This window comes from Rhodococcus sp. USK10, from assembly GCF_019378875.1.
GTDB classification, from domain to species: Bacteria; Actinomycetota; Actinomycetes; order Mycobacteriales; family Mycobacteriaceae; genus Rhodococcus_F; species Rhodococcus_F pseudokoreensis.
The window spans coordinates 4,924,567-4,946,826 of record NZ_CP076048.1 but is presented as its reverse complement, the minus strand read 5'-3'; the positions used below and the strand labels follow the sequence as shown (position 1 = coordinate 4,946,826).

36 protein-coding genes and 1 tRNA gene are annotated in these 22,260 nt (G+C 66.2%); 7 read left to right on the top strand and 30 right to left on the bottom strand.

All coding sequences use genetic code 11. From position 1 onward, the window contains the following. Window positions 1-309 precede the first annotated feature (309 nt). From I1A62_RS29915 to I1A62_RS29825, 19 genes are all read right to left on the bottom strand, one after another. Complete coding sequence (locus I1A62_RS29915) at window positions 310-636, bottom strand: hypothetical protein (RefSeq protein WP_219455877.1); 327 nt, start codon at window positions 634-636, stop codon at window positions 310-312. After that, window positions 633-1,193, bottom strand: a complete 561-nt coding sequence (locus I1A62_RS29910; RefSeq protein ID WP_219455875.1) for a hypothetical protein — start codon at window positions 1,191-1,193, stop codon at window positions 633-635. Before I1A62_RS29910 ends, I1A62_RS29915 begins: the two co-directional genes overlap by 4 nt. After that, window positions 1,190-1,441: a hypothetical protein gene (locus tag I1A62_RS29905; RefSeq protein ID WP_219455873.1), complete on the bottom strand. Its 252-nt coding sequence runs from the start codon at window positions 1,439-1,441 to the stop codon at window positions 1,190-1,192. The genes I1A62_RS29910 and I1A62_RS29905 overlap by 4 nt, the downstream gene beginning before the upstream one ends. 2 nt (window positions 1,442-1,443) lie before the next feature. Beyond that, window positions 1,444-2,631, bottom strand: coding sequence for an RtcB family protein (locus I1A62_RS29900; protein WP_219455872.1), 1,188 nt, complete (start codon window positions 2,629-2,631; stop codon window positions 1,444-1,446). 163 nt (window positions 2,632-2,794) lie between these two features. Continuing rightward, window positions 2,795-3,070: a WhiB family transcriptional regulator gene (locus I1A62_RS29895; RefSeq protein WP_219455870.1), complete on the bottom strand. Its 276-nt coding sequence runs from the start codon at window positions 3,068-3,070 to the stop codon at window positions 2,795-2,797. Continuing rightward, window positions 3,067-3,483, bottom strand: coding sequence for a hypothetical protein (locus tag I1A62_RS29890; RefSeq protein ID WP_257890578.1), 417 nt, complete (start codon window positions 3,481-3,483; stop codon window positions 3,067-3,069). The genes I1A62_RS29895 and I1A62_RS29890 overlap by 4 nt, the downstream gene beginning before the upstream one ends. Then, complete coding sequence (locus I1A62_RS29885) at window positions 3,480-3,761, bottom strand: hypothetical protein (protein WP_219455868.1); 282 nt, start codon at window positions 3,759-3,761, stop codon at window positions 3,480-3,482. The genes I1A62_RS29890 and I1A62_RS29885 overlap by 4 nt, the downstream gene beginning before the upstream one ends. A gap of 2 nt (window positions 3,762-3,763) precedes the next feature. Then, window positions 3,764-3,961 (bottom strand): hypothetical protein, encoded by a 198-nt coding sequence (locus tag I1A62_RS29880; RefSeq protein WP_219455866.1) that lies wholly within the window; start codon window positions 3,959-3,961, stop codon window positions 3,764-3,766. After that, window positions 3,958-4,689, bottom strand: coding sequence for a hypothetical protein (locus I1A62_RS29875; RefSeq protein ID WP_219455865.1), 732 nt, complete (start codon window positions 4,687-4,689; stop codon window positions 3,958-3,960). The genes I1A62_RS29880 and I1A62_RS29875 overlap by 4 nt, the downstream gene beginning before the upstream one ends. Window positions 4,690-4,691: 2 nt before the next feature. Beyond that, the gene (locus tag I1A62_RS29870; protein ID WP_219455863.1) at window positions 4,692-4,850 is read right to left on the bottom strand and encodes a hypothetical protein; all 159 of its coding nucleotides are present in this window, start codon (window positions 4,848-4,850) and stop codon (window positions 4,692-4,694) included. After that, entirely contained in the window at window positions 4,847-5,176 is a 330-nt protein-coding gene (locus I1A62_RS29865) for a hypothetical protein (RefSeq protein WP_219455862.1), read from the bottom strand. Before I1A62_RS29865 ends, I1A62_RS29870 begins: the two co-directional genes overlap by 4 nt. A 5-nt stretch (window positions 5,177-5,181) precedes the next feature. Then, a complete protein-coding gene (locus I1A62_RS29860; RefSeq protein ID WP_219455860.1) occupies window positions 5,182-5,430 on the bottom strand; it encodes a hypothetical protein in 249 nt (82 codons plus the stop codon). A gap of 293 nt (window positions 5,431-5,723) precedes the next feature. After that, window positions 5,724-6,068, bottom strand: coding sequence for a hypothetical protein (locus I1A62_RS46600; RefSeq protein WP_257890577.1), 345 nt, complete (start codon window positions 6,066-6,068; stop codon window positions 5,724-5,726). Next, complete coding sequence (locus tag I1A62_RS29850; RefSeq protein WP_219455858.1) at window positions 6,065-6,646, bottom strand: hypothetical protein; 582 nt, start codon at window positions 6,644-6,646, stop codon at window positions 6,065-6,067. The genes I1A62_RS46600 and I1A62_RS29850 overlap by 4 nt, the downstream gene beginning before the upstream one ends. Next, a complete protein-coding gene (locus I1A62_RS29845; RefSeq protein ID WP_219455857.1) occupies window positions 6,643-7,146 on the bottom strand; it encodes a hypothetical protein in 504 nt (167 codons plus the stop codon). The genes I1A62_RS29850 and I1A62_RS29845 overlap by 4 nt, the downstream gene beginning before the upstream one ends. An 80-nt stretch (window positions 7,147-7,226) precedes the next feature. Further along, window positions 7,227-7,418 carry a hypothetical protein gene (locus I1A62_RS29840; RefSeq protein WP_219455855.1) on the bottom strand — a complete coding sequence of 64 codons (192 nt, stop codon included), beginning with the start codon at window positions 7,416-7,418 and terminating at the stop codon, window positions 7,227-7,229. 2 nt (window positions 7,419-7,420) lie between these two features. Next, the gene (locus I1A62_RS29835) at window positions 7,421-8,212 is read right to left on the bottom strand and encodes a BRO family protein (protein ID WP_219455853.1); all 792 of its coding nucleotides are present in this window, start codon (window positions 8,210-8,212) and stop codon (window positions 7,421-7,423) included. Beyond that, window positions 8,209-8,418: a hypothetical protein gene (locus I1A62_RS29830; RefSeq protein WP_219455852.1), complete on the bottom strand. Its 210-nt coding sequence runs from the start codon at window positions 8,416-8,418 to the stop codon at window positions 8,209-8,211. The genes I1A62_RS29835 and I1A62_RS29830 overlap by 4 nt, the downstream gene beginning before the upstream one ends. A gap of 418 nt (window positions 8,419-8,836) precedes the next feature. Next, a complete protein-coding gene (locus I1A62_RS29825) occupies window positions 8,837-9,085 on the bottom strand; it encodes a helix-turn-helix domain-containing protein (protein ID WP_257890974.1) in 249 nt (82 codons plus the stop codon). Between the two features lie 138 nt (window positions 9,086-9,223). On the opposite strand from I1A62_RS29825, the gene I1A62_RS29820 reads away from it, so the two are divergent. Next, window positions 9,224-9,439 (top strand): helix-turn-helix domain-containing protein, encoded by a 216-nt coding sequence (locus I1A62_RS29820; RefSeq protein WP_219455848.1) that lies wholly within the window; start codon window positions 9,224-9,226, stop codon window positions 9,437-9,439. Here I1A62_RS29820 and I1A62_RS29815 read toward each other — a convergent pair. Continuing rightward, window positions 9,401-9,619 carry a hypothetical protein gene (locus tag I1A62_RS29815; RefSeq protein WP_219455846.1) on the bottom strand — a complete coding sequence of 73 codons (219 nt, stop codon included), beginning with the start codon at window positions 9,617-9,619 and terminating at the stop codon, window positions 9,401-9,403. The genes I1A62_RS29820 and I1A62_RS29815 overlap by 39 nt on opposite strands. Before the next feature lie 101 nt (window positions 9,620-9,720). Here I1A62_RS29815 and I1A62_RS29810 point away from each other — a divergent pair, with 101 nt between their 5' ends. After that, window positions 9,721-10,848, top strand: coding sequence for a site-specific integrase (locus tag I1A62_RS29810; protein WP_219455845.1), 1,128 nt, complete (start codon window positions 9,721-9,723; stop codon window positions 10,846-10,848). 56 nt (window positions 10,849-10,904) lie between these two features. Here I1A62_RS29810 and I1A62_RS29805 read toward each other — a convergent pair whose 3' ends face one another. From I1A62_RS29805 to I1A62_RS29775, 7 genes are all read right to left on the bottom strand, one after another. Then, a complete protein-coding gene (locus I1A62_RS29805; protein ID WP_219455843.1) occupies window positions 10,905-11,933 on the bottom strand; it encodes an ImmA/IrrE family metallo-endopeptidase in 1,029 nt (342 codons plus the stop codon). 6 nt (window positions 11,934-11,939) lie between these two features. Continuing rightward, complete coding sequence (locus I1A62_RS29800; RefSeq protein ID WP_219455842.1) at window positions 11,940-12,476, bottom strand: hypothetical protein; 537 nt, start codon at window positions 12,474-12,476, stop codon at window positions 11,940-11,942. Between the two features lie 54 nt (window positions 12,477-12,530). Further along, the gene (locus I1A62_RS29795; protein ID WP_219455840.1) at window positions 12,531-13,430 is read right to left on the bottom strand and encodes a zeta toxin family protein; all 900 of its coding nucleotides are present in this window, start codon (window positions 13,428-13,430) and stop codon (window positions 12,531-12,533) included. A gap of 317 nt (window positions 13,431-13,747) precedes the next feature. Further along, window positions 13,748-13,838, bottom strand: a tRNA-Ser gene (locus tag I1A62_RS29790). 56 nt (window positions 13,839-13,894) lie between these two features. Beyond that, complete coding sequence (locus I1A62_RS29785; RefSeq protein ID WP_124394266.1) at window positions 13,895-14,086, bottom strand: CsbD family protein; 192 nt, start codon at window positions 14,084-14,086, stop codon at window positions 13,895-13,897. 138 nt (window positions 14,087-14,224) lie between these two features. Next, complete coding sequence (locus tag I1A62_RS29780) at window positions 14,225-14,683, bottom strand: nucleoside deaminase (protein ID WP_005561213.1); 459 nt, start codon at window positions 14,681-14,683, stop codon at window positions 14,225-14,227. A gap of 11 nt (window positions 14,684-14,694) precedes the next feature. Beyond that, window positions 14,695-15,234 carry a tRNA adenosine deaminase-associated protein gene (locus tag I1A62_RS29775; RefSeq protein ID WP_087561549.1) on the bottom strand — a complete coding sequence of 180 codons (540 nt, stop codon included), beginning with the start codon at window positions 15,232-15,234 and terminating at the stop codon, window positions 14,695-14,697. 49 nt (window positions 15,235-15,283) lie between these two features. On the opposite strand from I1A62_RS29775, the gene I1A62_RS29770 reads away from it, so the two are divergent. Further along, on the top strand, window positions 15,284-16,252 hold the full coding sequence (locus I1A62_RS29770; RefSeq protein ID WP_124394263.1) for a prephenate dehydrogenase: 969 nt from the start codon (window positions 15,284-15,286) through the stop codon (window positions 16,250-16,252). A gap of 49 nt (window positions 16,253-16,301) precedes the next feature. Here I1A62_RS29770 and I1A62_RS29765 read toward each other — a convergent pair whose 3' ends face one another. From I1A62_RS29765 to I1A62_RS29755, 3 genes are read right to left on the bottom strand one after another with little or no spacing between them, the layout of a single operon-like run. Further along, a complete protein-coding gene (locus I1A62_RS29765; protein ID WP_087561551.1) occupies window positions 16,302-16,889 on the bottom strand; it encodes a putative glycolipid-binding domain-containing protein in 588 nt (195 codons plus the stop codon). Next, window positions 16,886-17,983, bottom strand: a complete 1,098-nt coding sequence (locus I1A62_RS29760) for a hypothetical protein (RefSeq protein WP_124394274.1) — start codon at window positions 17,981-17,983, stop codon at window positions 16,886-16,888. Before I1A62_RS29760 ends, I1A62_RS29765 begins: the two co-directional genes overlap by 4 nt. Window positions 17,984-18,024: 41 nt before the next feature. Further along, a complete protein-coding gene (locus tag I1A62_RS29755; protein ID WP_219455838.1) occupies window positions 18,025-19,302 on the bottom strand; it encodes a cation:proton antiporter in 1,278 nt (425 codons plus the stop codon). A 262-nt stretch (window positions 19,303-19,564) separates the two neighbouring features. On the opposite strand from I1A62_RS29755, the gene I1A62_RS29750 reads away from it, so the two are divergent. The 4 genes from I1A62_RS29750 (at window position 19,565) to I1A62_RS29735 (ending at window position 22,219) form a co-directional block, all read left to right on the top strand. Then, window positions 19,565-20,710, top strand: coding sequence for a DNA cytosine methyltransferase (locus I1A62_RS29750; protein ID WP_219461506.1), 1,146 nt, complete (start codon window positions 19,565-19,567; stop codon window positions 20,708-20,710). A 15-nt stretch (window positions 20,711-20,725) separates the two neighbouring features. Next, the gene (locus tag I1A62_RS29745; protein ID WP_219455836.1) at window positions 20,726-21,127 is read left to right on the top strand and encodes a very short patch repair endonuclease; all 402 of its coding nucleotides are present in this window, start codon (window positions 20,726-20,728) and stop codon (window positions 21,125-21,127) included. Between the two features lie 104 nt (window positions 21,128-21,231). Further along, entirely contained in the window at window positions 21,232-21,501 is a 270-nt protein-coding gene (locus I1A62_RS29740) for a hypothetical protein (protein WP_124394259.1), read from the top strand. Between the two features lie 61 nt (window positions 21,502-21,562). Then, window positions 21,563-22,219 carry a bifunctional 2-polyprenyl-6-hydroxyphenol methylase/3-demethylubiquinol 3-O-methyltransferase UbiG gene (locus I1A62_RS29735; protein WP_219455834.1) on the top strand — a complete coding sequence of 219 codons (657 nt, stop codon included), beginning with the start codon at window positions 21,563-21,565 and terminating at the stop codon, window positions 22,217-22,219. Window positions 22,220-22,260: the final 41 nt, after the last annotated feature.

Sequence of the window (22,260 nt, the reverse complement as noted above, 5' to 3'; positions counted from 1 at the left end):
CCGGGTGCAATGAGTTGTCGATGCGAGCCGCCCTCCACCAGCCGTCCCACTTGTAGACGTGCCAGCGGGGGAGGTTGATCCCAGCGGCCCGAATGGACATCTTGGCGAGGTCTTCCAGCCACGAACGGCCGGTCGAATGCCACGCGCATCCGTTCGCCGGTGTATCGCATTGCCTGCCGCAGCGGCAGCGGTGCACACCGTCGTGTCCGGCAGCCTTGTCGCATGAGCCGTAGCTGCACCATTCGAGCTTTGACTGCTGTCGGCAGCGGGAAGCTGACCTCGTCCGGTTGTGGTCGATCGACTCGGTGCTCACGGGCGCCACCGGGTGATCGCGAAGGCGTAGTCGTCGCCCTTGTCGCAGTACTCGAACCGCCACGCATAGTCGTCGGCTTCGGAGCCCTCGTAGAAGCGAGCCCAGCGCTGCTCAATGGTGTCGGTGAAGTCTCCGAGGTTCGTACCGGCGCAGGTGTCGTTGGCGATCTCTCGGTAGTACGCGTTGACCGCGGCAAGGACACGGCGGACGGGATGGTGACCAAGGATGACGAAGTCGTGGTCCTCGTTGATCGCTGTGACGGCGACTCCGTACTTGACGAGTTCGAAGTCGCTCGGAACGAGGTTGGTAAGCGTGTTGCTCACGGCTGCACCGCCTTCGCGTATGCCTGCTGCACCAGCTTCTCGGCGTAGCAGAGCCACTCGTGGCCGTCGTCGCGTGTTCCGATCGAGTCCGCCTGTTCACGGAGACTGTCGAGCGTCCTACTGAGATCGCCCATCAGTTCCGCAAGAGTGCCTTCCGCCGCCTCGGCACGAGCATCGGCTTCCTTCCGGAGATCGTGTGGTGTCGGCCGGTTGTAGCGGCGGACGCACACGGAGTAGGCGGGCATTCCGCGCTTGCGGAGGTCGAATTCGACGTAGTTGGTGGCGTCGTGCTCGTCGAGCATGGAACCCATCGCGTCGGCCATCGCGACGAGGACAGCCTCGGACTCAGGCCCGCCGGACGTCATCGTCAGGTTCGCGATGCCGTCCTTGACGGACATCTCGCGGATCATCATCTCGTCGGCGGGGTCGCCGCCGTCCGTGTCCGGGAGGAGTCGGGCATTGACGAGGTCGTTCTCGACTACCTCGGCGATCTGCCGGGGCGGCAGCCACGGTGATCGTTCGATCGCGACAGTGATGACGTCGAGTGCGTCGCTCATCCGTCGAGCCCCTCGCCATGGATCCAGCGGAAGAGGTCGTTGAGTGACGAGCGGAGCTGCATCGCCTGTACCCATGTGAGGTCGATCTCGGCATCGTCTTCGTCGGAGCAGATCGTCGGCGGGAGGGTCATCGTCACCGGCGGTGTCGAGACGTCGGCCGGAACGTCGACGGTGATCTCGTACTTGTCCGCGTCTCCGTACGTCCACAGCTTGCGCACGGCTGGCGTCTCTTTCGGTTCGTTGCTCATCTTTAGGTTCCCTTCACATTCAGGATCTGCCGCAGTTCGTGGGTGATCTGGACGAGGTCGGCGGCGTCGTCCATGACGACGTCGATGTCCTTGTAGGCGTCTGGGATTTCGTCGATCCACTCGGGGCCGTGCCGGTACTCGATGCCCTGCATTCGGTCGGCGAGGTCTTGCTCGGTGAATCGCTTGCGGGCGTCGGTGCGGGAGAAGCGTCGGCCGGCGCCGTGCGGTGCCGAGCACAGACCAGGCCTGCTGCCCCTCCCCACCACCACGTACGAGCGGGTGCCCATGCTGCCCGGGATCACAGCCTTCACACCCGGGTGGGCATTCACGGCGCCCTTGCGGGTGAGCCACACGTCGGAGCCGAAGTGCTGCTCCTGCTCGGTGTAGTTGTGGTGGCAGTTGATCCGCTCTTCCTCGAGCACCGGAGGACCGATCCACCGCCGGAAGACGTTGACGAAGCGGTCCATCATCTCCGCCCGGTTCAGGTGCGCGAACCGCTGGGCCCATCGCAGCTCGCGGATGTACTCCCAGAACTCGGGGATACCCTGCGGTAGGTAGGCGAGGTCCTGGTTCGGGAGATCGATGTGCCAGGTCTTGCAGAGCTGCTGGGCAACCTTGATGTGCTTCTGCGCGATCTTGTTCCCGACACCACGCGACCCGGAGTGCAGGAACAGCCACACACGGTCTTCCTCGTCGAGGCACAGCTCGATGAAGTGGTTGCCTCCGCCGAGCGACCCGAGCTGTTCGCGCCACTGCGGCGAATGCGACAGGTCGACGCCGTCCTTCTCGGCACGCACTTCGAGTTCGGTGATCTTGTCGCGGGCGAAGTAGTGGTTCAGCTCGTCGGTGCTGTTGTAGTTGCCCGGCGACAACGGGATGGCCTCTTCGATCGCCTCACGCAGCTCGGGGAGCTTGCGGCTGTTGCCGTCGACGTCGGCCTTTGTGAACTGGGTGCGCACCGCGATCATGCCGCAGCCGATGTCGACGCCCACCGCGGCGGGGATCACCGCGCCGCGGGTGGGGATGACGGTGCCGACGGCGGAGCCCTTGCCGGAGTGGGCGTCGGGCATCAGCGCGACGTGCGGGTGGACGAACGGCAGCGAGGCTGTCTGTTCGGCCTGGGTGAGGGTGTTCTGGTCGATCTGCGACGCCCACACCAGCAACTTCTGGCCGTTCTTCCGAGGTGTCATGCGATGTCCGCTTCTGTGTTGGTGGTTCTGCATTCGATGTGGCGGACCCATCCGGCCGGGAGGTGCTGCCCGCAGACGGAGCAGTTTCGGTCCGGGACGGGTGCGGGGTGTGTGACGCGTTTGATGGCGGCCGCGACGGGGACTGAGCTGGTCGAGGACTCGCTCATGACGCCCGACCCGCTGCTCTGACGTCACGAATTCGCCTGCGCACCTTCGGGTCCTGCATGTCGATTCCGGCGCGGATTCCGGTGTCCTCGCCGCTTCGGACGGCGTCCTGGTAGCACTCGGCGCGCACGGGGCAGGTGCCGCAGTACTCCCACGCCTCACGGACGCGGGCGCGGCGCTTGGCCGTGGTGTTCTCGACCGGGAAGAACAGTTCGGGATCGGCGTCGACGCAGGCTGCGTCCATGCGCCACTCGCCGGGCTCGCGCTCGTTCACCACAGCGTCGGCTCCGGTTCGGTGATGCCTGCTGCGAGGATCTGGTCGACGACACGCGAAACGAGGGCGATGCCAAGCTTGCGCTGGCGGCGGGCTTCGGCACGTAGCTCGGCGGGCAGCGATTCGAACCACCGGGTGATCTCGGCCCATGTGAGCGTGACGACGTGCGCTGGGTCGTCCCGCTTCCGCTCGTTCATGTAGTCGCCGAGCGCGGTGATTGCGAGGCCCCATGAGTACGTGGCGCGCCACACCCCGGCGGCGTGCCACTCGGGATAGTGGACGGTGCCGCCGCCCTTGCTGTCGCGGATCCACTTGCACCAGTACTCAGGAGCGTCGGCCAGGGCGAGGATCTGCCACGGTGCCAGCTCGCCGAGGAGCAGACGTTGGCCTTCGGTGAACTGCAGGGCTGTCACAGGTCACCGCCGACCGCGTTGCGGATGACAGTCTCGACGACACCCATGCGTTGCGCGACGATCTGCGCGCCGGGCGCACCGCGGCGGTCCATCTCCCACTGGTAGCGCGCCTCGGAGTGCACGGCGTCGACGGCGAACTTCAGGTGTCCGCGGAGGCGTTCGTTCTCTGCGCGTAGTTCGTTGTTCTCGTGGACGGCCTGGGCGACGGCGCGGTCGCACTGCTCGGTGTGGGTGCCGTTGCCGCGGTGTTCGCGGGCCTTCTCGATTCCGAGGGACATGGTTATGGCCTCCGTGCGGCGTAGGTGGCGGTGACGGCGCGGTCGCGTTCGGCGATTTCCTGGGCGGTCAATCGGGTGGGGGTGCCGGTGAGCATCCACCCGAACGCGTTCTTGCAGGTTTCGCAGCCGTCCCCGACGTGCGCGACGGGATGGTCGCAGCCGGGGAGCACGCAGTCGGGGAACAGATCGGTGGTGCTCACAGTTCGCGGCTCTCGGCGAGATGCGAGGGCTGCGGTAGGCGTTCGTCCCAGGCGTCGCGCCAGAGTTTGTGCTTTTCGCGGGTTTCGTCATCGATGGCGATCGGCATGAGGATTCCGAGGAACGATTCGCCGCAGCGGATGGTGAGGGCGCGGGAGCCGGTGGTGGCTTCGATGCAGGTCGCCTTCTGGTAGCACGACGATGCAGCCTTGAATCGGGCGAGGAACTCGCCGCCGACTGCCATCTCATCGAGGAGGGTGGGTCGGCCGTGGTGGACCTTCGCGAACAGGTTTGTCAGGTCGGGGAAGCCGTCGTCCGACGCGAGTCGCGGGAGTCTGAGGGCGCGGCCGTCGATCATGCCGGAGCTGTCGGTGACGGTGACGTGGGTGTCGTCGGACTCGATGCGCAGGATGTATTGCGGCTCATCGCCTTTGTCCTTGCCGCATTTGAAGATACTGAGGATCTTGTCGACGTCATCGACGGACAGGTCGATGATCTCGACCCAGGCGAGTTTGGTTTCTTCGAGGTCGTCGGGGTTGAGGTGGGCGACGACGGAGACCAGTGACATTCCGGCGGTGAAACGGTCGGTGGCGGTGACGGTGACGTTCTCGGGTCCGACGTCGAGGCGGATCCGGCACAGTGCGGGCAGTTCCTGATCGGTGCTGGCGTGGACCTTGACCGAGATCAGGCCGGCGCGGAGGTCGTTGGTGCCGACGAGGATGGATGCCACTGCTAGGTCACCTCTTTCTGGGTGGTGGGGATCGGGATCTCGATCTGTCCGGGTGTTTCGTGGTGGGTGTGGGGTCGGTCGACCCAGCGGTGGATTTGGGCGCGGCGTTCGGGTGGGAGGGTGTGCCACCATTCGTCGGCGGCCTGGGCGGAGGTGTTCATGCCCGGTACTTCCTTCGCCTGCCCGTTCGCCCGGTGGGGAGGTTGATTTCGAGTCCTGGGGGTTTGGGGTTATGGGGTCGGAATGCGTTGCAGGTGGTGCGGTGTGGGGTCCAGAGCAGGTCTCCGTCCGCGAGTGCGGTGTGGAGGGCGTCGGCGGTGAGGAATTCGGCGTACACCTTGGTTCGGCCGTCCGGACCTTCGGTGGTGTGGCGGCGTGCTGTGCCGGTCGAGGAGTCCGGTGAGGGGTCGAACGGGATCGCCCTGCCCTCGTTGGTCATCGACCACATGAACACGATGTTCTGGTGGCAGTGCCAGCACGTCGCCATCGGTGTTACCGCCTTGCCGTGAACGCGTCGACGGCGACCGCGGTCAGTGCGGCGGCGAGGTCGGCGGCGGTGTCGGCGGGCAGCGGTCCGGTGGTGTGGACGTAGATGCCGGTGTCGTCGACGCGGACGGCGGCGAGCTCGTCGTCGGAGCACCACCCGCCGCCGCTGAGCTGGGGCATGTGGACGACGGCGTACTGGGCGCCGAGGACGTTCGACAGTGCGCGCATGTCGTCATCGGTGACGTTGTCGGCCATCAGGTGCTCCTTCCCAGGAATTCGGCAGCGTTGGTCCAAGCGGTGTTCTTGCTCGGGGAGGTCGGTTTGCCGTTGGTCGCGAGGACCGGCAGCCGCAGGTGATGCGGGAGGCGCGCCCAGCAGTCGGCGCAGGAGAACTGCGTCTTGTGGATCGGCCGGCCACAGCGGCTGCCGGGGCACCGACGTCTGCGCTTACTCACCGCAGCTCCGTTCGTGGCAGGGCCGCAGATTCCACGGATGGACCGGGCAGTACCCGTCGTCGATGGGGTTGCCGTCGTTGTCGATGCGCCCGTTCACCGCTTCTCCCCCGCCCGGGCTGGGTCCGAGACCCAGAGCACCTGCTCGTAGTCGTCGTCGGTGGTGCGTTCGGTGCGGAACGTCGGGGTGCCGTCGCGGCGGGCGCGTTCGTACTCCGCCGATGTGGCCTTGCGCCAGACGTTCTCGTCGCCAGCCGGTTCGGTGGCCGGTGACGGGACTTCCAGTTGCGCGGCGAGCCCGGTGATCAGCTCGCGGGCCTCGGTCCCGGTCAGGTGCAGGTTCAGGCTTTCGCCATAGGCGATGACCACCCTGCCGGGCCTACTCCCCTGCCTCACCCGCACCTTCTCTATGCACGTGTCGTCGAACAGGATCATCGTCATCGGGTCGCTTCCCTCTCATCGGTCTCGGTGTCGGTCACGAATTTCGTTTCTGCCGCTTCGCGTTCGGCGTGCCACTGCGAGAGTGGGACCTTCTGCCACTGCGGGCCGACCTTCTCGGGCGGGACCTCGATCCCCCAGGTCACCTCGACGTAGCCGGATTCGCCGGGGTAGTCGATCCCGAAGGTGTGAGTCGTTCCGGCGCCGGTCTTGGGGTTGTACAGTCCGTCGACTTCGGTGGGCATTCCGGACATCCGCCGCAGGGAGGGTGCGTTGCGGAGCTTCGCAAACTGACGGTCGAACTCATTTCCGAGCTTGGTGCGACGATCCGGAACCAGCGACTCCGATTCCTTGGTTTTCCGGCGCCAGCCCTCCGGGACCGGGGCGGCGGCTGCGATCTGCAAGCCGGTGCAGAACTCGAGGTCGAGGAACCTGCCGACCCAGATGTCCGACGTCCCGGTGATCGACTCCGCGAACTGGTGGATGCGGGAACGCCACTCGTCATATGCGGCCTTCTGAGTTTCGATCGCGGCCAGCACGTCGGGGTCGTCGGTGCGGTACACCTCGACCGGGGCGCTCACAGGACACCTGCCCCGGTGAGGGCGTGGGCGATGCCGGTGATCAGGACGATCGCGAGGGCCAGGGCGGCGACGAGAATCCGGCGGAGACGGACGAGCGCGCGGGCGCGGCGCCGCTCGGCGTCGTGCTCTTCCCGCGCGTGGTCGACGTACGCGTCCATCGCCAAGCTCTCCCGCGTGAGCCGGGCCAGCGACGGCAGGAGCACGTCGGTCGGGGTGGCGTCGTCGTCCGAGTCCTGGTCTTCGAGGTCTGCGTCGGTGTAGTGCCACCGGTTGCACTCGACACCCCGAGCACGAGTCGGCACCTTCGACCGCAGAGCCGCATCGATCTCGGTGTAGTCGACGTACGGCGACCGGGAGGGGCAGTTCTGCAAGCGAGTGACGCGGAATCGTCGGACCTCGTCGTGGAGGGGGGTCGGCTCGTTCGCGAGCCGCTCGCCCTCCTCCCGCACCTTGTCCAGGGACAGGCCGGTGAGGCGAGTGTGGTCGAGTCGCATGGTCATCGATGTCTCGTTTCAGTCGGTGAGGATGTGGGGTCCGGTGCCCAGCAGGGTCAGGGGGTGTCACCTGCCGGACACCGGAGTTAGGTGGAGACGGGCGCGGCGGTAGCGAGACCGGCGCCCGTCCCCTTCGGCCCCGCGCCAGCCGGAGTAGTGGCGGCAGCGTGGGCAGCTTGGGTGTCGGCGTCGAACAGTTCGCCCGCCACGATCAGCCAGATCGCGAGCATCGGCGGCGGCCCCGGCCGCCGCATCCACTCGGTGTTGACGGGACGCACGGTCAGTTCCTGTTCAACGCCGGCGGAAGCGGCGTGGGGTCAATGGTCGTGTTGAGCCGGAGCGGCTGGGTGCCGCCGAGGCGTTTGTGCAGGTATTTCAGTCCGTGGACCGTGATGCGAACTTGCTTCGACAGCACGGGCTCACCGCTGTGCGGGTGCTCGTAGCTGGTGACGCGGAGCCGGAGGTGGTCGATGTTCTTCTGGTACGGCTGCCCGGTGTTGTCGACCATCCGCATCTGCCGGATCGCGACCATCAGCCGGTTCTGTCCGGTCGTGATGGCTGGGTCGCGGGAGAGGATCTGCGCGGCGTCACGGAGCGAGTAGTCCCCGTCGGCGTCGGCGAGCGCATCCCACGCGGCCGCCGCCGGCGCGGCCTGCTCCAGTTCGGCCCGCGTCGCCTCGTGCGCCTCCACTTCGGTGGCGTACGCACGCAATGCCTCCGGCAGCGACTTCGGGATCTGCGCCTGCGCGCTGTAGGTGCCGGTCTTGCGGATCGCGGGCAGTACTTCGGCGGTGACCCAGCGGCGGAACTTCTTCGCCTCCGGCTTGCGACTCTGGAAGACCAGCTCGTACAGGCCGGACTCGTTGACGATGTTCACCGTCCGCCGCTGCCCGGAATACGAGCTGACCTCAGCAGTACTGAGGTCAGCCGGATCCAGCGAACGCGCGGCCATCGTCGGGTTGCTGAGACCGAGGATCTTGCACGCATCAGCGAGGACGAATCCTGGTTCGGCGGTGGCGAGGACGACCGTCCGGAGTCGCCAGTCGCCGGTTCGGAACAGCTCGACGGTCATTTGATCGCCGACGTCACGAACTTGATCGCGAACGCCAATCCCATGTTCGCCGCGAACGATGCCGTTTCGAACAGGTCGACCGCGAGATCGCGAACACCACCGAGGACGGGTGTCGGCACCGGCGCCTCCAGTTCGAGCTGTGCACGCTCGAGCTGGACGATCAGAGACTGCACCGCGACGCGGTCGAGGTAGAACTCGTCGAACACACCGTCGTAGGCGAATCGGATGGCGACTTGCCGGAGGGCTGTGTCAGCCCGGACGTCAATCGACGTTGAATCGGTGCCAATCGGTGAATCGCTCGCTTGTGCCGTAGCATCGTCCATGGTCTTCCTTCCAAGGGTGGGATCGATTGGGCCCTCAGGTGTTCGAGCACCTGGGGGCTTCGTCATGTGCGGCGACCTCGTGTTCTGCTCGGCCGCTTTCCCGTCCGCCAGGCGATGGCATGTGACGGCAGGATCATCCACGCGCCTTTGCGGCCGGCTCGCTGAAATGCAGGCAGCTCTCCTCGCTGGCACGCCTTCAGGACCGTGTCGTAGCTGGGACTTGTCCGTGTGCCCGAGCCCTGCCAGCCAAGAAGGCGGGCAATCTGCTCGACCGTCTGGGGGATCTCGGAGGCTGCGGCAGTCATTTGGCACCGCCGTCGGGATCGGCGCTCAGTTCGGACGACTTTGGAATCAGGTCGTCGTGCCCGACTCCGAGAGGTTCGGCGAGCCGCACGATGTCGTGCAGCTTGAAAGCGGCGAGGCCCCCCTCGAGCCGCTTGAGGGTCGAGTATGTGATCCCGCTCGATTGAGAGAGGGATTTGATGGTGAGGTTCGCGTTCTTGCGGGCGCTGCGTACCCGCCTCGCTGTGAGTTCGTTTATCAAGACCATGCGGGCCACCATATGGACCATACGGACCAAGTGTCAAGGCATGCGTAGGCCAAATTAGGACCGTTCGGTCTTGTCTCGTGTCAGTCCGGACCGGATTGTGGTCTAATGCGACTCATGGATATAGACAAACTGAACCGGATGATCGGCGACGAGATACGGGCCGCGCGCGCCCGAGTGAATCTGAGTCGCGAGGCGCTCGCCGCGAAGTCGGGAATCAGTGCGAAGACGATCCAGCGACTTGAGAACGGCGAGCGGCCGGCTGATGTGACTCAGATGCAGGCACTCTGCGAGGTGTTCGGCGTGGAGATCACGGACCTACTTGGTCGCGCGATCGCGCGCACCACGGAAGAGTAAGCGCCAGTCGATTTCAAGCGCTTGGGCGATTACGACTAACTCGGCAACGGTGAAGTTGCGCTCGCCGCAAATCTGCTCCTGGACATGCTTAACCGTCTGCTTAGTCATGCGTGCCACCTGATCCACAGTGACCGATCCGGTTACTACAACGGCGCGGTACAGCTCGCCCGCTAGATCCATTACTCCACCTTTGCTCGATGGTTCGTTCGACGTTACGAACGTCACTCGAACATATGTTCGCACACAAACAGACTCGTAAGTTCGTTAGTGAGGTATAAGACATGGCGACCTTTAAGTCCTATCGAACGAAGGCTGGCCTCAGATACAAAGTCCGCTACATGAAGCCGGACGGAAGCCAGGGCAGCAAGAGCGGCTTCATGACCCAGGAGGCCGCCAAGGACTGGGCTTCTAGAGTCGAAGTCCGGAAGGTCGACGGCGAGTTCGTGGATCCCCGGCACGGACGCATAACTGTCGATTTGCTCGCGGGTCCCTGGCTGGCAACCAAGAAGGCCAAACTGAAGCCATCCGCATACCAACCCCTCGAGTCCTCCTGGCGCATACACGTGCAGCCGGAATGGGGCCACTGGCAGCTGGCCAAGATCGAAATTGTCGACGTGGAGGAATGGATCACCGACCTCGTTACCGAGGTCCGAGATCCCCGCGATCCCGCGAAGGTGATCCGGAAGCCTTCGTCGGCAACGACCGTCATTCGTGCCCACTCAGTGCTCGCGGGAATCCTCGACAGAGCGGTACGCGACCGCAAACTCGCGTCGAACAAAGCGCGCGAGATCGACAACCTCCCCAAGAAGACGGCCAAGCGAAAGATCTACCTCACCCACCAGCAGGTCGCGACCATGGCGGAGGCGGCTGGCGGCTGGTCAACGCTCGTCCTGCTTCTCGCCTACTGCGGTCTACGCTGGGGCGAGGCGGTGGGGCTCCGGGTGGCAGACCTCGATATGCTGCGCCGCCGCGTCAATGTCGTCCGCAACGCCGTGCAGGTCGGAGCGCGCATCGAAGTCGGCACCCCTAAGTCAGACAAGCCACGGTCGATCCCCATTCCCGCGTTCCTCGTTGAAGAGCTGGCGGCTCAGTGCGTCGGCAAAGCACGCGACGGCCTGGTCTTCCCTGGGCCGGACGGCGACTATCTCCGGCGGCCGAACTCTGAGCGCGGCTGGTTTCGTTCGGCAGCCCGCAAGGCCGACGCCGAAGCGCTAACCCCACACGACCTTCGGCACACCGCGGCGAGTCTGGCAGTTTCTGCCGGCGCGAACGTGAAGGCCGTTCAGCGAATGCTTGGACACGAGTCCGCCGCCCTGACACTCGACGTGTACGCCGACCTGTTCGACGACGATCTGGACTCGGTCGCTGACGCACTGGATCGCGCGCGGCGTGGTGTCACGTCGGCCTGAAGGGACAGGGCCAGTCACCGCGTTAGTGCGCTCTGGCGACTGCGGGCATGCAGCGCCTACCCAGCCTCGGCTTCAAAAATCCTGGCGCGCGCATATGCGTATCGGCGGAAGTCGGGATGGTTGTAGATGTCCTTCAGTCGCGGCTCTGATCCCACATTTTGAAGAACATGAGTAGCGATCGTTTCGGCCCGAATCGGGATGGCGCCCTTGCGGGCGAGCTGAAGCGTGGTTGAGAACTTGCCGTCGACTGAGCCGCGGAGCGAATCTCGCCGCTCTCCCAGATCGAGCGAATCCAGCAGCTGACGCCACAGTTCCTTGACTTTGATTTCACTCAATTCTGATTCGAATTCCATGGTATTCGGGAACGTCCACCACACGATCTGACGCCCACTTATGCTGCCCTCGATCCGCTCGCTTGCGAGCGGATCGAGGGCAGCATCACCGATTGCTGCGCCCGGCGCAGGAGGTCGCGGACCAGTGTGTTCACTTCGATACGACCGCTCAATGAGTCCATTTCGCACGGCGGAAACAATGTTTCCTGGCGGAAGCAGTTCGACGAGCGACCGCAACGGAACTGAAAAATGCACACCAGTGGTATCGAGCATTCTGAGCACGTCAGATCCCGAGTGTGTGTCTAACGCCCGAGACAACACACGCGGAGGCACAAGGATCCGTTGAGCGAAGAGGTGTGCCTCTTGTTCTGATGTCGAGATCGATGAGGAATCAAATTCGACATCGCCCTCACTGTGGCAAACGTTGATTCCAGTGTGCCAAGGAAGCTGGACATGCCCGAGCTCGTGGGCCAAGGTGAAGCGGTATCGCCGCCAGAGGTAATCCGGCGAACCTTTTCTTGGCAGTTTCCGAGCGTTCAGAACAATGCGAGGCCGCGGTAGCGCGGGTGGGCCGATCAACCCAAGCGAGATGGCGTCGACGTCGGCGGGGATATTCTGGATATCCAAGTCTGCGTATGCTTCGCAGAGCTTCTCAATGTCGGCACCGAATTCTAGATTGTGGAGATCGACCAACCGGCTTGCTGCAGCTTCGGCACTTTCGAAGCCATTTACCGAAGTGGCGGAGGCAGTCAACTTACGCTACCCCTTTTGTTGGCCGATATAATCGGCCAACCACCCCTGGACAGCCGAAAGCTCACGCGGATCGTCAGCGCGTGCAGCCAGCGCATAGGAGCGCTGTGAACTTTCCACGTCACGAACTTTCGTGAAAACCGCATTGAAGGTATCCCCCGTGCGGGCGGCATCTACCAACACGCGCAACCTACGAATATCGCCCTTAACGAATTGCTTCTCGTGGGGCTTCAGCTGCAAGCTGTCGGGGTCGCGGTTCCACTGGTCGTAAAGCTCCGAAGCGAGAATCTCTCCCCGCGCTGCTCGATCGACGGGCGATGACGACTCGTTCTCGGTGTCTGGGAGCTGTGCGAGTGCAGCTCGAATCGAGTCGGCTCGACGCACTCGCCTCTGGGCCGCCTGCCGGTCCAATGCGCTGTCAATGCGGTGCTGCGCAGCCTCGATCTCTTCAGCGTCCCCGAACAGCAATGCACGCTGAAGTGCTTCACGCGCCTCCCCTAGAAGGACGGCAGGGGACTTGCCATTAGCGCTCTGCACGCCGGGCATCCGGTCCACATCCTTCCGATCCACGACAGTCTCAAGTTGTGTCCGAGAATACATCTATAATGCCGGTCGGACAGCGGCGGCACCAGCAGAACCGAAAGTTCCGTCTCCATCGAGGACGAGCGGGGCAATACCTGAGTGCCCATCTGAAGTGTCGAAGATCCCCCACCCAGCGAGCTGGACTTCCCCCTGAGCCTGTGCGGCAAGGATCGCGTCAAGCGCTCGTTTCGGTCGCCCGCCGACACTTTCCACATACCCCACGTCGACAAATCGTCCTGTGTCGATCGCGCGTTTCTTGATTCTGCGGATCGCTTGATCGATCGGACACTGCGCAACGAGTACGTATACGCGGTAGCCAGCCTGGTCGAGTTGGTGAAAGTCCCGCAGGGAAAACTCCGGATCTCCTACAGCGTCAATGCAGATTCCACGCTGATTCGGCTCGCCCGACAGGCACCGACTGCGAAGTTCGCCGTAGGTGATGTGGGAACATTCCTCCTGCACGACTTCACTTCCGAGGCCCCCAGCATACTCCGGGAGTTCGATCCGAACCTCGTCGGCATCCAGAGGCAATGCAACATCCATACCGGGCTGTTGGATGAGCGGACGAAGCGAACTGGTCTTCCCGCTCCCGGGTCCCCCATATAGCAGGAATGCCGGTGGACGATCCTGTTCGACTGCCGGCGTGTACGTGCTCAGCAGGCCCGCCACCACTCGTTCGTGAAGTGAAGGCCGAGGCTGACGCCACGCGGATCCCGCTCGGTGAACATGTGTCGTTTGAACGACGTGCCCGTCAAGGGCCAACGACTTCAGAGTCTTGAGCAGCGCCGATTCATTCGACCAGATCTTCTTTGCCCATTCATCATGGATCCACCAGGACTCTTCGTACTGCTCGACATCTTCTCTTAGGCGAGAGAACTCCTCGTCGAGGGTCTCGTCTTCGAAGCCGAGCACAGTCATGCCAATCCGTTCTCCGCGCACCCATCATCCGTTCTGGATCTCAGAAATGGTAAGTCACTGTTCGCGGGATCCGATGAGATGGTCCCGAAACACGGCCAATGGAAGACAATCTCGGACCACGCGGGCGCATTTACGCCATGCGGTTCTGCCGCAACCGGTGTCACCGCCGCTGAAACCCAGCCGCTAGATGCCCGCCGGGGCCGCACGTGTTCGGCGTTTCGTTGAGTTGACTGTCCGAAAACTGTCCGCCAGTCGTCCTACACCCCTTCTATTCGGCACAAAAAAGCTCCCCACCTGCATGCGCAGGTGGGGAGCTTTGGCGGTGGCGGAGGGATTTGAACCCTCGGACGGGGGTTACCCGTCACACGCTTTCGAGGCGTGCTCCTTAGGCCGCTCGGACACGCCACCGCCGGTGACTTTACCGGATGTGGCGCCCGAGCCCGAAATCGCCAGGTGAAACCGCCTTACGTGAGCTTGTCCTTGAGGTTCTTCCCGGCGTCCTTGATCTTCTCGCCGGCATCCTTCACCGCCGAGGAAGCCTGGTCGGCCTTGCCCTCGTCGCGCAGGTCCGGGTTGCCGGTCGCTTTGCCCGCCGCTTCCTTCGTCTGGCCCTTGAGGTCTTCCGCCTTGTTCGAAGCTTTGTCTGCGATTCCCACGAGATACCTCCGTGAATCCGATTTCGAACCCGGTGACGGGTCCGGCGGCGCCTCGTCAGCGCCTCTCTCCAGAGAAGCACGGGTCACGGCGACCCGGCCACAATGTGTCGAGTACCCCACGAAAGCGTTTAAAACCGGTCAGCGCCGCTCACGGAAGAAGTCTTCGAGGATGCCGGCGCACTCGTCCTCGAGGACACCGCCCCTGACCTGCGGTCGGTGTGTGAGACGCCGATCGCGGACCACATCCCACAACGAGCCGACGGCACCGGTCTTCGGCTCCCACGCCCCGAACACGACCCGGGAGATCCGGGCCAGCACGAGCGCGCCCGCGCACATCGTGCACGGCTCCAGCGTCACCGCGAGCGTCGCCCCCTCGAGGCGCCACCCGTCGCCGTACACCCGCGCCGCGGCCCGCAGCGCGATGATCTCCGCGTGGGCCGTCGGATCCGACATCGCCTCCCGCGAGTTCACGGCCCGCGACACCTCGACGCCGTCCGCGTCGAACACCACCGCACCGACGGGCACGTCGGCGTCGGTGGCGGCCCGGGCCGCCTCGATCGCCGCGCGGATCATCCGCTCGTCGTCCTGAAGAGTCACGGCGTGCGGGACTACCGGGGCAGCTTGTCGAGAACCCCGGTCAGCTCCGTGGTGAACCCGAGCCGCTGCGCGATCATCCCGAGCTGCTCGTCGGGGTACAGATCCGTCTCGGACGTGATGACCGCCAGCACGGGTTCAGGCAGACCGAGGTCGGCGAGCAGCGACAGGTCGCCCTCCTCCCACGGCTCGACGTCGTCGAGGTCGTCCGGATCGATGTCCGGGACCTCGACGTTGAGCGCCTCGAGGACGTCGGCGGCGATGTCGTAGTCGATGGCGGCGGTGGCGTCGGACAGCAGCAGCCGCGTTCCCGACGGCGCCGGACGGAGCACGATGAAGAACTCGTCGTCCACGTCCAGCAGACCGAAGAACGCGCCCGCGCTACGGAGGGCCCGAAGCTCCTCCTCCGCGACGCTCAGACTGGTCAGAGCAGCCGACGTGAGGGCCTTCACCTTCCACCGGCCGTCCTCGTGTACTACTGCGACACCGAAGCCCTCCAGATCCTCTGCCCGATCCGTGGAGGCGCTGTTGTTTTCCGCGCGCTGTGCACCCATGAGCGCAACGGTAGCCCGCTGGGTGCCGGTAAATGAAGTCCGCCGTCGAATGTGCCAACCTGTTCGGGTGTCTGATACCCCTTCCACACCTCCGGTGTGCGTGCTCGGCCTGGGATTGATCGGCGGTTCGCTGCTGCGTGCGGCAGTGCGCGCGGGCCGCGAAGCGTGGGGCCACAACCGGTCCGCGCCGTCCGTCGACGCCGCCCGCGCGGACGGGTTCGACGCCGACACCGATCTCGTCGCGGTCCTCCAGCGTGCGTCCGCCGCATCGGCGCTGATCGTGATCGCGGTCCCGGTGCCCGCCGTCGCCGCCACCCTCACCGCGATCGCCCTGTACGCGCCGAACTGCCCGATCACCGACGTCGTCAGCGTCAAGGCCGAGGTCGCGGCGGCCGCGGCCCGGCAGGGACTCGCCGACCGCTACGTGGGCGGGCACCCAATGGCGGGAACGTCGGCGTCCGGGTGGAGCGTCGGCAGCGCCGACCTGTTCCGCGAGGCCGTGTGGGTGGTCGGCACCGACGACGGCGTCGACCCCGGCATCTGGACGCAGGTCGCGCAACTCGCGTTGGACTGTGGTTCCGTCGTCGTGCCCGCCGAGTCCGCCGAACACGACCGGGCGGTCGCGCGGATCTCGCACCTGCCGCACCTGCTGGCCGAGACCCTGGCGATCACCGGCGCCCGCGGCGGACCGCTGGCGCTGGGTCTGGCAGCCGGCTCGTTCCGCGACGGCACCCGGGTGGCGGGCAGCGCACCCGGACTCGTCCGGGCCATGTGCGAAGGCAACCGGGACGCCCTGCTGATCGCACTGGACGAGGCGTTGACGCTGCTGCAGGACGCGCGGACCGAACTGGCGGAGGAGTCGTCCGCGGCGTCACTCGTCGAAGACGGTCACGGAGCGCGCCTGACGTACGACAACCAGGAAACCTGGGAAATCACTGGCATCGTTCCCGGCCACGACGGCTGGATCGAGGAAATGCGCGACGCCGGCAGGCGCGGGGGGCGGCTCCGCCGCCTGTGAGTGCCCGGCGAGTGCAGGGACTCCTTAACCACGCACGAGCGCGAAGCGCCTAGATCCGCTCCGCCAGCCCCGGGTAGTCGATGATGAACCCGTCCCGGTCGACCGTCACCGAGGAACTCGACACCGGCGACAGCACGTGGATGCCGTCCGGACCGCTGCTGTACGTGAGGATCGCGCCCTCGACCCGCAGGTCCAGGAGGTTCACGTAGACGACGGGAACCTCGACGTCCTCGGACCCGAGGTGCAGTCCGTACCGCCGGATGGGCAGGGCGTTGAAGAAGGGGCTGAGCACCATGTCGACGTCGAGGGCGCCCTCGAACGTGGACCGCTGGTGGTTGGCGCCGTGCTCCACCATCCACGTGCCCTCTTCGTCCCGGCTGATCGACATTTGCCGCTCACCGGCCGCGACGGACGTTCGCAGCGACAGCCGGCGGGTGATGCCGCTCTCGTCGGTGACGAGGTCGTAGGACGCGCTGAACGCGGGATGCTCGGGGCACTCGCCGCCGATGATCCGGCCTGCGGCCTTGATGCGGTCGCCGCTCAGCTGGACGCGCACCGATTCCATTCGGGGTGCGTTGTCCGCCCGCCACGTCAGTACTGCGGGCCAGGTCGAGGCACCGGAGGCTTGGATGCTCACCTGTCTACGGTAAGCGACGACGGCTCCCGGGGTGGCAACGGGCCGAGTTTCGTTGCAGCAGAGTTGTCGAGAGTCAGCGCCCGGGCTCGTTCCGTGACCGCGATGCGCGACGAGAAGACGACGAGGGCGCCGAGTCCGACCGCGACGTTCAGCAGTGCCCCGAATTCCTGTGCGACGAAATCGAACACCTCGGTGAGGAGCACCGTGACCAGCGCTGCCGCCCTCAAAAACTGCAGCGGCCACAGTTTGCCGTTCCGCAGTCGCAGGACGGCCGACCAGCACAGCACGAACGCGATCGCAGAACCGGTGAGCTGACCGACCGTCGTGATGTCGGTTCCCTCGTCGCCGCGGAGGTCGTCGTCGAGCGTGATCACGGCGCTGAGCAGTCCCAGGGTGGAGAACAGGGTGAGCAGCACGGCCGCCGTCCACAGCATGCCGGGGCCCTTCGCGAACGCGGGCGTCGCGCGGCGGGCCAGCTCCCGGGCCGTGGGCACGGTCCGGCCGGTCCGGTCCGGACAGTGGTCGAGCAGATCCCGCACCGACGTCAGCGTCGCCTCGTCCGCCCCGGCCGCGGCCGCCCGGCGCAGCTGCGCCAGCGCCTGCACGCGGCGCGCGCGGTCCAGGCCGCGGTCCAGGCCGCCGAGCGCGATGGCGGCGGCGTTGGCGACGTCCTCCGTCGGGGTCGGCGGCCGCACGTCGTGCAGCGACCGATTGACCAGAAGCAACACGACGATCACCACGTACATGATCGCGACGGACGGCCGGTAGAAGTAGTCGTTGGTCTTGGTGACGAACTTGCCGATCTCGTCGAGGAACAACCCGAACCCGATGCCGCCGATCACGACACCCAGGACCCGCGGTTTCATCCCGAGGAACGAGAACACGGTCACGAGCGCCACGACCATGCCGAGCCCGCCCCACAGGACGTGCGCGATGTGCAGCGACGACCCCCCGACCTGCGGATAACCGGTGAGGTGGAGGTAGGCGCGGGTGAACAGAATCGTGCAGATCCCGATGATGACGAACGCCTCGACGAGGCCGCTGCCCTGGGCGTCACGCACGAGGTGCGACCGGTTCCGGAAACCCGAGATCATGCCGCCTCCCTGTGTTCCCACCTACAGGAAGTCTAGGACTCTCAGTGGTGGAAAGTCTGCGTGTTGCTCGCCGAGGACAGGCGGTCGAGACGCTCGAGTACACGGTCGACGACGTGCGGGTCCTGCCCCTTTTCGTTGCGGGCCCGCAGCACTTCGGCCTGCGCCGCGCGCTGCAGCGCCCCGCGCTGCAGCGCCCGCAATTCGTCGCGGCAGGTCTCGAGTTGTTCGATGCGCTGCGAGTATTCGGGCGAGTGGGCGCCGGGTGCGGAGTCCTCCTCGAGGCGGTCGTAGAGGGCCTCGAGCCGGGCCACCGATTCGGGCGGCAGCGTGGTGGGCGCGGAGGTCACGACCTCGAGAGCCGCGCGCCGGGCCCGCTCGACCAGTGCCCGTTCCTCGGCGTCCTCCGCGTCCGCGACCCCGGCGACGCCGAGCGCCTTCACCAGCCACGGCAGCGTGAATCCCGGAATGACCATGCTCATCACCAGCACGACGGCCGCGATGACGACGGCTTCGGACCGCCACGGGAAGTCGTCGACCGGCAGGCTCAGCGCCAACGCCAGGGTGACGAGTCCGCGCATCCCGCACCACGTCATGATCACGGCTTCGGCGGGCGTGCGGGGTGCGGACGACGCGTTGTCCTCCCAGCCGCGGATGTACAGCCAGGTCACGCCCATCCACAGCGCGCGGACCACCACCTGCACCACCCCGATCACGACGCCGTGCCACACCATCGTCCACAGGTCGCTGCCGGCGTCGTCGACGATCTGGCGGAATTCGAGACCCATCAGACCGAACGCGATGCCGGTGACCAGCAGTTCGGCGACGTGCCAGAAGGAGGCACTGGCCAGGCGGTCCTCGGCGTCCACCTCGGAGTCGGCGGCGCTCATCTGCACCGCGGCGACCACCACGGCGATGACGCCGGACGCGTGGATCTCCTCGGCCGGCAGGTACACGACGAACGGGATGACCAGGGTCAGTCCGCTGCGACCGGGGACGTCAACGATCCGCACCACCAGCCACGACCCCGCCCAGCCGGACGCCAGACCGATCAGCACCGCGGCGACCGCGGTGTACAGGAAGTGCAGCACCTCGAACCCGAAGTGCAGGTCCTCGCCGGCGACGGTCGCGGCGAGCGCCGCCTGGAACGCGACCAGCGCGGCGGCGTCGTTGAACAGGCTCTCCGTCTGAGGACGCCGACGAGTCGGCGCGGAATCCCGACCGGTTCGGCGACGGCCTCGACCGCCACCGGGTCGGGTGGGGCCGTCATCGCGGCGATCGCGATGGCCGCCGCCAGGGTGATGCCGGGCACCAGCGCCCACAGCAGCGGCGGCAGGAACAGCGGCAGGATCGGTTCGGGTTCGAGTTCGACGTGCGGAATGCCGGGTACGAACGCGGTGACGAGCGTGAGCAGCACCGGCCAGGGTGCTCGTATCATGTGTGGCTGCGCCACCCGTGAGTACTTCTTAACCGCCCGAGGTTAATAAGTACTCACGGGTCGTTGGTCAAAGCGGCCACAGATCTCGAGTAACGTTCTCGGGTGACTGGTTCGTGAGGAAGGGTGCCGTGACGTCAACCGGGAGCATGGTGGGCCTGTTCGCCGGTATCGGCGGGCTCGAGTTGGGTCTGAGAGAGCACGGCTGGAACACCGAACTGCTCTGTGAGATCGACCCGGGCGCCCAGGCGGTTCTGCGTACCCGATTCACGGACGTCTTAGTGCATTCCGACGTCACCAAGCTGCGTTCCCTCCCCCAGGACATCGAACTCGTCGCCGCCGGATTCCCCTGCCAGGACCTGTCCCAGGCCGGCCGGACCGCAGGCATCACCGGTGCGCGCTCCGGTCTCGTCGACGAGGTGTTCCGGTTGGTGAAGCGGAAGAAGGGCCCGCGCTGGCTCCTGATCGAGAACGTTCCGTTCATGTTGCAACTGGGTCGCGGGGCGGCTATGAGGCACATCACGGACGCCCTCGAGGACCTCGGCTACACGTGGGCGTACCGGGTCGTCGATGCACGCGCCTTCGGACTCCCCCAGCGCCGGCAGCGGGTCCTGATGCTCGCCTCCCGCACCGAGGATCCCCGCGCGGTCCTGTTCGGTGAGGACGCCGGGGAACGCCCCGTCGACGACCCCACCGACTTCCCGTGCGGTTTCTACTGGACGGAGGGCACCCGCGGCCTGGGGTGGGCGGTCAACGCGGTGCCCACGCTCAAGGGCGGTTCGTCCGTCGGGATCGCAAGCCCGCCCGCCGTGCGACTGCCGTCGGGCGAGATCGTCACCCCCGGCCTCGTGGACGCCGAACGCCTGCAGGGCTTCGACCCCGACTGGACGGCGCCCGCCGCGCTGGTTCCCGGTCTGCGGAACAGTCATCGGTGGAAGCTCGTCGGCAACGCGGTGAGTGTGCGGATGGCGTCGTGGGTCGGTCGGCGGCTGCTCGAGCCGGCCGAGTACGAGCGGGGCATCGAGACACCGATGAAGCCCGGCGACGCGTGGCCGGTCGCGGCGTGGGGCAGCAACCGTCAGGCCTTCCGCGTGCACACGTCGACGTGGCCGGTGCAGGAGCCGTACGAGGATCTCAGCGGCTTCCTCGAGGACACCCGGCTGCTGTCGGCGCGCGCGACCGCCGGGTTCCTGAAACGGGCCCGGATGGGCAATCTGCGTTTCGTGCCCGGGTTCATCGACGACGTCGAGAGCCACCTCGACCGCATGGGCGGCTTCCCCGAGGCCGCCGCGTAGCCGGACGGACCTGCGATGCCGGCCACCGACCCCGCGACCAGCGCCCGGATGCGGGCGCAGCGGCGGCGCGACACGGCACCCGAACTCGCGTTGCGCCGCGAACTGCACCGGCGCGGGGCCCGGTACTTCGTGGACCGGGCGCCGATGAAGGGGGTTCGGCGGCGCGCCGACCTGGTGTTTCCGCGACGCAAGGTGGCCGTATATGTGGACGGGTGTTTCTGGCACAGCTGCCCGCAGCACGCCACGTTCCCGAAGAACAACGCGCAGTGGTGGGCCGAGAAACTCGCCGGGAACGTCACCCGCGACCGGGACACCGACTCGACGCTCACCGACGCGGGGTGGACGGTGGTGCGGATCTGGGAGCACGAGAATCCGGTGGCCGCCGCGGATCGGGTTCAGGCCGCGCTGCGTCGCTGACTGTGACGGTGTTGCACTTCCCACCCCTTGGGGGTCTGGTCGCCGACGCCGGATCGGTGCAGGATGGTGTCATCAGCAACCGTTCGAACCAAATTCGGAGGCGCATGATGATCCGCCGTATCGTCGCGGCGGCCTCCATTGCGATTGCAGCAGCGGCCGTCCCACTCGTCGGTCCGGGGGCCTACGCGGTGGCTGCCCCCGGCGACACGTACATCAGCAATCCCCCGGCCAACCCTGCGGATCAGGGCTTCTGCGAGGACCAGGCCGCCCTCGCCAACAATCTCGCCGCCAAGGGCGATTACGCGCGTGCCGACGGCGTCGTGTCGGCCGCGAACATGAGCGGTTGCCGGATCTACACGTTCTCCAGCCCGTAATCGCTTGCCGTTCCGGCAACGGAATTCCCGGTTGGACGGCTCCGCGCGGCACAGTGGGGGCATGACTCACGAGCACACACCGGACACGACCGATTTCCTCAGCCAGGAGTTCTGGGACGAGCGCTACCGTTCGGCCACCGCGGTGTGGAGCGGCAACCCCAACCCGCGCCTCGTCGAGCAGATCGCGGACGTCACCCCCGGCAGCGCCCTCGACATTGGCAGCGGAGAGGGTGCCGACGCGATCTGGCTCGCTACCCGCGGGTGGAACGTCACCGGAGTCGACGTGTCCACGGTCGCGTTGGACCGCGCCGCCGCACGGGCCGCCGAGGCCGGTGCGGATGTCGCGGACCGGACGACGTGGGAGCAGGCCGACATCCTGTCGTGGGAGCCGCCTGCCCGCCGATTCGACCTGGTATCGGCGCATTTCATGCATCTGCCCGGACCTGCCCGCGAGGCCCTGCACCGTCGTCTGGCGGGAGCCGTCCGGCCCGGCGGACGACTGCTGATCGTCGGACATCATCCGTCCGATCTGGAGACGTCCGTGGGGCGGCCCAATGTTCCCGACATGCTGTTCACCCCGGAACAGGTCGCGGCCGTGCTGGACCGCGCGGAGTGGGAGATTTTCGTGTCGGCGGTCCCGTCCCGCGAGGCGCGCGACCCCGACGGCCGGCCCGTCACGATCCACGACACCGTCCTGCACGCGGTTCGCCGGGCCTGACGACGGACTACCCTGTGGGGCACGATCTCTTCCGAGTGCCG